7 protein-coding genes are annotated in these 10,140 nt (G+C 37.3%); 3 read left to right on the top strand and 4 right to left on the bottom strand.

The window, feature by feature from the left end; translation table 11 throughout:
* Window positions 1-1,007: tetratricopeptide repeat protein (locus F6K54_RS32040; RefSeq protein ID WP_293087030.1), on the bottom strand; the 1,007-nt coding region annotated here is incomplete at its 3' end.
* A gap of 1,489 nt (window positions 1,008-2,496) precedes the next feature.
* Between F6K54_RS32040 and F6K54_RS32035 the strand changes: the two genes are divergently transcribed.
* Both F6K54_RS32035 and F6K54_RS32030 read left to right on the top strand, forming a co-directional pair.
* Window positions 2,497-3,810, top strand: coding sequence for an RNA-guided endonuclease TnpB family protein (locus F6K54_RS32035; RefSeq protein ID WP_293087027.1), 1,314 nt, complete (start codon window positions 2,497-2,499; stop codon window positions 3,808-3,810).
* A 109-nt stretch (window positions 3,811-3,919) separates the two neighbouring features.
* Window positions 3,920-4,738, top strand: coding sequence for a tetratricopeptide repeat protein (locus F6K54_RS32030; RefSeq protein ID WP_293087024.1), 819 nt, complete (start codon window positions 3,920-3,922; stop codon window positions 4,736-4,738).
* A 468-nt stretch (window positions 4,739-5,206) separates the two neighbouring features.
* On the opposite strand, the gene F6K54_RS32025 is transcribed toward F6K54_RS32030, so the two are convergent.
* The 3 genes from F6K54_RS32025 to F6K54_RS32015 all read right to left on the bottom strand — a co-directional run bounded on the left by F6K54_RS32025 (window position 5,207) and on the right by F6K54_RS32015 (window position 9,300).
* Window positions 5,207-6,115, bottom strand: a complete 909-nt coding sequence (locus F6K54_RS32025; RefSeq protein WP_375342014.1) for an MBL fold metallo-hydrolase — start codon at window positions 6,113-6,115, stop codon at window positions 5,207-5,209.
* Window positions 6,116-6,838: 723 nt separating this feature from the next.
* Window positions 6,839-7,936: a chorismate synthase gene (gene aroC, locus F6K54_RS32020; RefSeq protein ID WP_293087021.1), complete on the bottom strand. Its 1,098-nt coding sequence runs from the start codon at window positions 7,934-7,936 to the stop codon at window positions 6,839-6,841.
* Between the two features lie 122 nt (window positions 7,937-8,058).
* Window positions 8,059-9,300: a transposase gene (locus F6K54_RS32015; RefSeq protein WP_293087018.1), complete on the bottom strand. Its 1,242-nt coding sequence runs from the start codon at window positions 9,298-9,300 to the stop codon at window positions 8,059-8,061.
* 371 nt (window positions 9,301-9,671) lie between these two features.
* Between F6K54_RS32015 and F6K54_RS32010 the strand changes: the two genes are divergently transcribed.
* Window positions 9,672-10,140: IS607 family transposase (locus F6K54_RS32010; RefSeq protein ID WP_293087015.1), on the top strand; the 469-nt coding region annotated here is incomplete at its 3' end.

Genomic DNA, 10,140 nt, shown 5'->3' with positions numbered 1-10,140 from the left:
TAAGACCAACAAGAATCAGGATTATACTTTTGAAATTTCTGGAAAAAAGTTAGTATTTCTAACAGTTTATCCTCTCTCGCAAAAGCTTCCCATATATTGTAATAAAACCACCAAGATAAATCTGGATTAATTTCAATAGCTTGACGATAAGCTACAACTGCCTCTTCCCATTTTTGTTGTCGAGTTAAGGCAATACCTAAATTATAATAAGACTTACTATTTGGATTTAATTCTATTTTTCTTCGGAGTTCTAAAATTTCTTGGGATAACTGGTGTTTTTTATCTAAAACTTCCTGTAGCTTGTGGTAAATGTCTAAGTCATCTTGATTAATCTCTAAAGCTATTTTATAAAAAATAATCGCCCCATTATTCTTATCTGCCTTAACTAAATTATTTGCTATTTCTACAAATAAATTTGGATTATCTTGTGAAAATTCCAGTAATTTATCGTAAATAGGATATTGCCCTCGGTGCTGAATAGCTTGATGATAATCCTGAATTGCTGCATCTATATTTGAATGATATTTTTGTTCTATCGCATCTCCTAATTTAGTGTAAATTCCTGGCGATCCTGGCTGCAACTTAACCACATAAATATAGTTATATATAGCTTCATCCCATTTTTTCAACTCTATTAAAGCATTACCTAAATTGTAGTAAGACCAAGGAAAACCCCGATCGATTTTAATTGCATTTTGATAAGCATTAACAGCATCTTCCCATCTTTGTAATTTGCTTAAAGCATCTCCTAAATTATAATGAGACCAAGAAAAATTATGATTTAATTCTATAGCGCCATAGTAAAAATTTATAGCTTCATCCCAGTTTTCTTGTTGATGTAAAACCTGTGCTAAATGATAGTAATACCAAGAAAAATTAGGCTTTAGTGCAATAGCTTGACGGTAGTTTTCAATTGCTAACTCCCATTTTTTCTGTTTGGAATATATAGTCGCAAGTTTGGCATACTCTTCAGGTGTATTCGGATTGAAATTGGTGCTTGATGACATAAAAGTTGTTCAAAAATTAATAATTAATAATTAATAATTACCGAATAATTAACTAATTAATAATTAAATAATTCTGGTTTAAAGCCTCCCCTTTTAAGGGGAAAAAAGCGGTCGAGGGATGGCGAGGTCTCCTCGCCATATCCAATCGACCAAGAGAAGAAAAAATATTTCCTTATATTCAATCAAGAGCGGTTTTAACCATAGGTAATTATCAATTATCCATTATCAATTATCCATTAATGAACTCTCCCTCAAAAGAAGAGGATTGAATAAAAGGAAAGTTTTTTCTTATTTCTCCTTTAAAGGAGAGGCTTTAAACTTTAATTATTCGGTAATAGGTAATTGGCACATTTATAAGCTTAAAACTAAAACAACGCAATATTTTTGCTTCTCTCCTAGATAACTAAACATCTTCTTCCTTCTTCCCTTTTCCTTCTTCCTCCTACTATATCAAACAAAGTTTGTAGGTAAGCATTCTGCCGTCAGTTATTAGCTATCAACTATTAATTTTGAGGAAGGTAAAAGCAACCTTTAAAATTGAGAAAAAATAAAAGTTACTGACAAAGTCCCCTGACTAAACCTTAGAAGTAATTACTCATTACTAATTGCTTACAGCTGACTGCTAATAGCTGAATGCTTACGTTTGTAGATTATACCAGCTTGATAAATATTTGCTACAAATAGACCGGCTATTTCTTAGGAGTTAGAAGTCAGGAGTCAGGAGTCGTATGGGAATGGCTTCGATATCGTTTTTTAGGTCGGAACTTATATTTTTCTTTTCGTCAAAGAGACATCCACTCCACTTGTCTTTTAATCACCTAAATTATTTGTAACATTCTTTTTTTTAATGGTATTATAGGTCATATTTAGATGAGAAAAGTTTACCGCCTTAAATAATACCTACAGTAGACTTCATCTAATATTAAGTCCGAATAATTAGTGATGAAAAAAACCTATATTCTTACACAGGGTAAATATTCCTATTATCTCTACTCCCTACTCCCTTATTTAGATGAAAAAAACCTATATTCTTACACAGGGTAAATATTTCTATTATCCCTACTCCATTATTTAGATGAAAAAAACCTATATTCTTACACAGGGTAAATATTCCTATTATCTCTACTCCCTACTCCCTTATTTAGATGAAAAAAACCTATATTCTTACACAGGGTAAATATTTCTATTATCCCTACTCCATTATTTAGATGAAAAAAACCTATCTTCTTACACAGGGTAAATATTCCTATTATCTCTACTCCCTACTCCCTACTCCCTACTCCCTACTCCCTGATTTAGATGAAAAAAACCTATATTCTTACACAGGGTAAATATTCCTATTATCCCTACTCCCTATTCCCTACTCCCTACTCCCTTATTTATCTAATGTTGGCAGAAGACCCGCGCTCTCCTGCAAGGGAGCGTCGTATGGGAATGCCAACCCATGCTATAATAAAACTACTAAAGTGTTAGTAATAGATAGAAAACATTGAAATCTAGATACAAATATCGCATCTATCCTAATCATATTCAAAGAACCAAATTAAATCAACTTTTTGGTTGTTGTCGATATGTTTGGAATCAAAGTTTAGTATATTGTAATCAACTATATGCTGGTGGTCAAAAGAAACCTAGCTATGTAGATTTAACTAAACAATTCATAACTCAAGCGAAGAAAGAATTGCTGTGGCTGAAAGATGTAGCTTCTACGCCACTACAACAATCTTTGAAAGACTTAGACCAGGCATATAAAAACTTTTTTGATAGTTGTACTGGAAAACGTAAAGGAATTCAAGTCAAACCTCCTCAATTTAAGTCAAGAAAGTCTAGACAAGCTGCTAGATTTGTAGGGGTTAATTACAAGATTGGTCAAGACAAAATCTATCTGCCAAAAGTAGGTAAGATTAAAATATTTTGGTCAAGAAAACTACCATCACAGCCTAGTTCTGTAACCATCATTAAAGATTCATCTAATCGTTATTTTGCTAGTTTTGTTGTAGAAACTGGTGCAGAAAATTTGCCAAAGTCTGGTCATTCTATTGGGATTGATTTGGGTATTAGCACATTTGCCACATTGAGTAATAGCGAGAAGTTTGAAGCTCCTAAACCACTCAAGAAAAATCTTAAAAAACTAGCAAAATTCCAACGGAAATTAGCCAAAAAAACTCCTGGTACAAACCGCCGTGAAAAGGCACGGCTTAGAGTAGCCAAACTCCACAGAAAAATTCAAGATATTAGAACGGATTTCCTACACAAATTATCAACTGATTTAGTCCGTAAATACGATGTAATTGTACTAGAAGATTTGAATGTTTCTGGCATGGTTCGTAACCGCAAATTAGCTAAAGCAATTAGTGACTTAGGATGGAGACAATTTAGAACTTTAACTGAGGCTAAATGTGAAAAATATGGTTGTGAATTTAGAGTCATTGATAGATGGGAACCTACTTCTCAAAAATGTTCTCATTGTGGTTTTAAAGGTGGCAAGAAAGAACTAAATGTTAGGGAATGGACTTGTTTAAATTGTGGGACTTTCCATGATAGAGATATAAATGCAGCAGTCAATATTCTTAATACTCAATCTGTTTTAGAAACAGTTAATCAACCAATAACCAAGGTTGAAACAGTTAAAGAAACAGTAGCAAAAAATCCGATTCAACTATCACTTTTTGAAGAAGTCGCCGAGGGGCACTCGGAGACAATTAAACGGACACGGAGGAAGCGTCAGACTGGCAAGCCAGCAGATTCCAATGATGTGTCAACCCGCCCTGAGTCATTCGTTCAGCTTAGTCTGTTTGATTGATGGATGGGAATCCCGCGTTGTCTCGTAGAGCAACGTCGGGAGGATGTCAATTACTCAATTCCGACATAATGAGATAATAGTAAATAACACAAAATATTCTAGAAATTCAATGGGTATATCTATAGAAGTTGACAACACAACCTTTGCCACCGAAGTCTTAAAAAATTCCTATCAAAAACCTGTTTTAGTAGACTTTTACGCTACTTGGTGTGGTCCATGTAAAATGCTTAAACCAATCTTAGAAAAGTTGGTTCAAGAATATGACTTTATCTTAGCTAAAGTTGATGTAGACCAGAATCCCGAATTAGCTCAAACTTATAGTGTAGAGGGAGTACCAGATGTTAAAATCGTAACTCAAGGAGAAGTTAAACCAGGTTTTGTAGGAGTTCTTTCAGAGCCAAAACTACGAAACTTTCTAGGTGAACTTAACCTTAAATCAGAACTAGAAACAGAACTAGAAACACTGCGGAACTTGACAAAATCCGGTGAATTAAAACAAGCAAAAAATCTTTTAGACCAGCTTTTTCAAAAATATCCTACTAATATCAGTTTAATCATAGAAGCTGCGAAATTTTTAGTAAGTTTAAATCGATTAGAAGAAGCTCAAAAACTAATAGAAACTATTGGAGAAAATAACCGAGAATTTTATCCCCAAATACAAGCAGTAAAAGGACTAATTCACTTTAAACAAGAAGCAGAAAATCCTGGTGATAGTGAACTAGATAAAATGTATGCTCAAGCTTGTAGTTTAACACTATCAGCTAACTATGAAGAAGCACTAAAATTATTTTTAGATATAGTCATCAGGAATCGTAAATATAAAAATGACGGCGCACGCAAAGCAATGCTAGCAATATTTAATATCTTAGGAGATGATAACTCTACCAGTAAAGAATATCGAAAGCAGCTATTATTAAACTTGTACTAAAAGTAGTTCTTAATTTTTGACTACTCCCCGCAGCTTTTGCCGAGGGGATTCTAAGTTGATACTACGCAACAGGATAAATCCTGATGGCTTCGTTTCTCATGATTCTGACCAAAGATATATTCTTTGGGGACAATTTCCGCAATGCTCAAAAAGGAGCGTATTTTAGGCGCATAGTTGGGCAGAAAAATCAAGGGACAATTCTTACTTCTACCTCCTCTAAATTCCCCGTTCCTCCTGTCTCCTGTCTCCTGTCTCCTGTCTTCCCCTCCCCTCCTGGGAGGGGCTAGGGGTGGGTTGTCTCCTACCCCTACTAAAAGACTTTTTCAGCAAACCCTAATTAAGCATAAATACTTGCTTGATTTATGACTCAATCACAGTAGTTATGATTTTCTCCTAAATTCTGTCTCCTGACTCCTGACTCCTGACTCCTTCTTCTATACTACATTTTGTGGTGCGGAATGTAGATTTTTAAACTCCCATTGGCAGGACTAAACCTTCGCGGGCCATCACTGCTTGGGGAAAAGCTGCTTTAACTTTTTTTGCTATTTCATCGAGAAAATCATCACTGTGAGTAGGTTCATGGTGAAAAATTACCACCTGCTTCACTCCAGCAGCTTTAGCTACTTTGATTGCTTCCTGCCAAGTCGAATGTCCCCAACCTACCTTAGAAGAGTAAGGATTATGATACTCATCATCAGTATACATAGCATCATAGATTAATACATCAGCATTGCGGGCTAAACCTACCACACTTTCATCCAGGCGATCGGGAAAATGTTCTGTATCAGAACAATAAACTACCGTCCGTCCATTCCATGTCACTCTATATCCCATTGCTGTGTTAGGATGATTCAGAGAACCAGTCTCAATCTCAATATCACCCAGCATCATTCTTTCCCCATGCTGAAGCTCATAAAAATGCAAATCTCCCTGGATACCATTTAAAGGAATAGGAGAGTTATAGTGTAAAACCCTTTGTATAAAATGCTTTCTCATGGATTCCCCTTCTGGAGGTATAGCTCCGTAGATATGAAAACTATTTCCTTGGGTAAAAGCAGGAGTAAATAAAGGGAAACCTTGAATATGATCCCAGTGATAATGAGTGAAAAACATATAAGCTTCTACTGGCATTTCCTGCATCATTTCCTTGCCTAATTCTCGCAAACCAGTACCGCCATCAAATATCAATCGCTTACCAGCTATTTGCATTTCTATGCAAGAAGTATTTCCACCATATCTAATAGTATCTTTTCCTGGGGTAGGAACACTACCTCGTACACCCCAGAACTTAACTAAAAAATCTCCCATTTGTTCAGACACCTTGAAGAAATCAACATGATCTTGAGTTAGCACTTCAGAAGAAGGTTTAGTTTCCATTTGACATCCTCCCGACGCTGACCTGCGGTACATCGCGGGATTCCCATCCATCATTCAAACAGACTAAGCTGAACAAATGACTCAGGGCGGGTTGACACCTCACTGGAAAATGCAGGCAAAGCCTGTCTAATACTTCCTCCGTGTCCGTTTAACTTCTCCGAGTGCCCCTCGGCGACTTGATTGAACAGTTACAGTAATCTTAACCTTGGTTTTTGGTTAAGCAATATTTATATGTTAACAGATTATCTGCAAGACCGCAAGATTGATTGGCATTCCCATCACTCCGCTCCCCTACGGGAGAGCGCGGGTATAAATGCCAACATCTTGATAATTAATCGAATCTAGGTTTAAAGCCTCTCATGAGCAAGAAGAAAAAATAAATCAGATTTCCTTATATTCAATTCCGTAAAGGTTTTAACCATTATCCATTATCCATTATCCATTATCCATTAATTAAAGATTTCCTGTGCTGAAGCTACGTCTCTATCAGCCTCATATTTACATTCTGGACAGCTATGCTATCTATCAGAGAGTTCCTCCCCGCTGTTTCCCCACATAAGATAAAATACTCCTAAAACTGTCCAAAACCTGCATCAACAGTATGTTTGCCCAAGAAACCTTTAGCCTAGGTTGCTAAAATCTATGTCTTCAACGAAATAAGTTGTTAATTATTGCCAATCAAAAAATTTATCCAACCTTAATAATTAACCAATTTGCAAACCACTACTTATATTTCAAACTTTCACACTGTCCATAATGGCGCAATAAATGATCGCATAGCACTATAGCTACCATTGCTTCTACCATAGGCACAGCTCTAGGTAAAACGCAAGGGTCATGCCTTCCTTTAGCTGCCAACAATGTCTCTTCACCGCTACGATTAACAGTACGCTGCTCTTTACGAATTGTAGCAGTTGGTTTAAATGCTGCCCGCAACACAATATTTTCTCCATTAGAAATTCCTCCCTGTACCCCTCCAGAACGATTAGTAACAGTCCGAATGTCCCCTTGCTCATCAGTGTAAAATTCATCATTATGCTCGCTACCTGTCAAAGTAGTACCTGCAAAACCAGAACCAATTTCAAATCCTTTGCTTGCTGGCAAAGACATCACACCCTTAGCTAAATCTGCTTCTAATTTATCAAATACAGGAGAACCAAGACCTTTTGGCACATTCCTGGCCACACATTCAACCACACCTCCCAGAGAATCTCCTACATCTCGTATTTGCTCTACTAATTCAATCATCCTGTCTGCACATTCAGTATCTGGACATCGGACAATATTACTTTCCACTTGTTCTATAGTCACTGTTTCTAGGTCAACAATGGCCTCTAAATTTTTGATGCGCTTCACATAACCGACAATTTCCACACCAGAATATTGTTTAAGAATTTTTTTAGCGATCGCCCCGGCAGCAACTCGTCCAATAGTTTCTCTAGCTGAAGAGCGTCCCCCACCTTGCCAGTTCCTAATACCATACTTAGCATCATAAGTTGCATCGGCATGAGATGGACGATATTTACTAGCCATCTCCTGATAATCTTGTGAACGAGCATCCTTATTTTTCACCAAAATCATAATTGGCGTACCCAAAGTTTGACCTTCAAAGACTCCGGACAGTATTTCACAAATATCTGTTTCTTTGCGGGGTGTTGTAATTTTGCTTTGCCCTGGACGCCTACGGTCTAACTCATATTGAATTTCTGCAACATCTATTTCTAGTTTAGGAGGGCAACCATCAATTATCACTCCTACTCCTCCTCCGTGGGATTCACCAAATGTTGTTACCCGAAACAGATGTCCAAATGTGTTGCCCATGAAACTCAAACTACAATAAAGAATTAAGACCTATATTTTAACCTGTTTTCTTTAAATAAAGCACTCAGCTTTGACATCCTCCCTCGTTAAATCGCTTGATTATAACGAGGGATTCCTAAACCTCACGATTTAGGTTTACTGCTTGAATGGCACTTATCTAGACTGTTGCCAGTCCCCGACAGTACGCCAACGAGCGTCAATTTGTTGAACCACGCATCTGCAAAGGCCGCAGTAACACCTCGATGACAAATCACTTTTGCTGCTGCCACATCCCGGTTCATTTCGTATTGGCATTCAGGACATTTATGAATACGCTCAGACAAATCTTTTTTACCTGTATGCGCTCCACAATTCGGACAAATTTGACTGGTATATCTGTAGTCTACCTTGCCAAAATAAACTCCTCGTTTCCTGCATACCCAAGCCAATATATTGAAAAACTGACCGAACCCTGCATCTAAAGTATGTTTACCTAACATTCCTTTGGCCCAGGTTCTCAAGTCTAGGTCTTCCACAAATATCATTCGAGCTTGGTCGCATAAATGATGAGCTAATTTAAAGTGAAAGTCTTTTCGGGTGTCTGATATTTTTTGATGAAGTCTGGCTATCTTTTGGTTAAGTTTATGTCGATTTTTTGACCCTTTAGATTTTAACTTTAACCTACGTTGCAGTAATGTCAACTCGCTTTGTAGTTTGGTTAAAAACTTTGGACGTTCAATCAATTCACCTTCAGAAGTTGCTAAAAATTTATCTAGTCCAATATCAATTCCTAATGGATGTCCTGAAGCTGGAGTATCCGGAATACTAACGGGACTTTGTAGAGATAACATGACAAAATACCCACTTGCTCGTCTGACCACTCTGACCTGTTTCAGTTTAAATCCCTCTGGAATTGGCCTAGATAATCTCATCTGAACTAATCCAATTTGTGGGAGTTTGATGTACTCGTTAGAGATGGGATTATTTTTAAACTGAGGGAAGACAAAGGACCTCATTCTGTACTTGTTTTTAAAACGAGGAAAGCCATAACCCTGCTGTTTCATGTTGTTAAATGCTCTTTCCAAATTCTTGAGAACTTGTTGTAAGACTTGAGCATTTGTTCTTTTCAGCTCTGGGTTAGTCTTCTTGGCTTTAGTTAAGTTGGCCGCTTGTATGTTGTAGTTAGGGTAAGGCGCATCCGAAGGAATTATGTACTCTTGATGTAATGAACAAGAATCAACTGCACACTTCCTACCATTAATCCAGTCTTTTCGCTCTCTCAAGGCATAATTCCACACCTTTCTTATGACTGCCAGAATATCTTCTATAATGGCTATCTGCTGTTGAGAAGGGATTAACTTAAATTCGTAGGTTAGTGTTATCATGTGGACATAATAACATAATTCTATCTGAGTTTGGTGTTAAGTTAGACCCTTGCAAATCAAGATCTGTGATCTGTTTTTATTTTGGTCGCGATTCATCTCCCGGTAAATCAGAGATTATACCGAGAGTCCTCAAAGCTCCATTTTAGATAGAAGTCAGAAGTCAAAAGTCAAAAGTTAGAAGTTATGATTTAAACTCTTGCTGTGACTAAATTTGAGAGGAGCGAGAATATCCTAATAGTAATGGCGACTACTATATCAGCGAATACTTTGCTCAAGGGAGGGTTTTCGAGGTGCGCGACTAGATTTAAAAAACCCTGGCAATTTCTGGCAAATAGTGTAAAAATAGAAAATGAAAACAGAAAGGAAAGAAAATGACTAAAAATTATGTAACGCCAGGGGAAGCAACCCGAATCTTGGGAGTCTGTGACAGAACCTTGCGGTACTGGGAAGAGCAAGGAAAAATTACAGCAATCAGAACAGCAGGGGGACAGAGAAGATATGACATCACCACATATACAACTGGGACTACCGGGGATAGGGTTATCATCCTCTATGCCAGAGTCTCGTCAACAAAGCAAAAAGAAGACTTGGAACGTCAGTGTGAATATCTCAAATCCCAATACCCTGATGGAGAGCTTGTCAAAGAAGTTGGAGGAGGACTTAACTACAAACGAAAAAAAATGCTTGCCGTACTGGAACGGGTTATGTCAGGAAATGTCCAATCGATTGTGGTCACATACAAAGACAGGCTCCTTCGATTTGGCTTCGATTTGCTCGAATGGTTCTGTGCCCACCACAATGCGCGAATCGTGGTTCTCAACAAAGTTGAACTTTCTCCCG

Source organism: Okeania sp. SIO3B5, assembly GCF_010692555.1.
Classification (GTDB): Bacteria; Cyanobacteriota; Cyanobacteriia; order Cyanobacteriales; family Microcoleaceae; genus Okeania.
Note: the sequence above shows the minus strand (reverse complement) of the source record. Positions and strands in the feature narration are given on the sequence as shown.

Bases quoted from the DNA above. Each gene is read 5' to 3' on its own strand.
- F6K54_RS32030 (WP_293087024.1), top strand. From the start codon at position 3,920: ATGGGTATATCTATAGAAGTTGACAACACAACCTTTGCCACCGAAGTC.
- F6K54_RS32025 (WP_375342014.1), bottom strand. From the start codon at position 6,115: ATGGAAACTAAACCTTCTTCTGAAGTGCTAACTCAAGATCATGTTGAT.
- aroC (WP_293087021.1), bottom strand. From the start codon at position 7,936: ATGGGCAACACATTTGGACATCTGTTTCGGGTAACAACATTTGGTGAA.
- F6K54_RS32015 (WP_293087018.1), bottom strand. From the start codon at position 9,300: ATGATAACACTAACCTACGAATTTAAGTTAATCCCTTCTCAACAGCAG.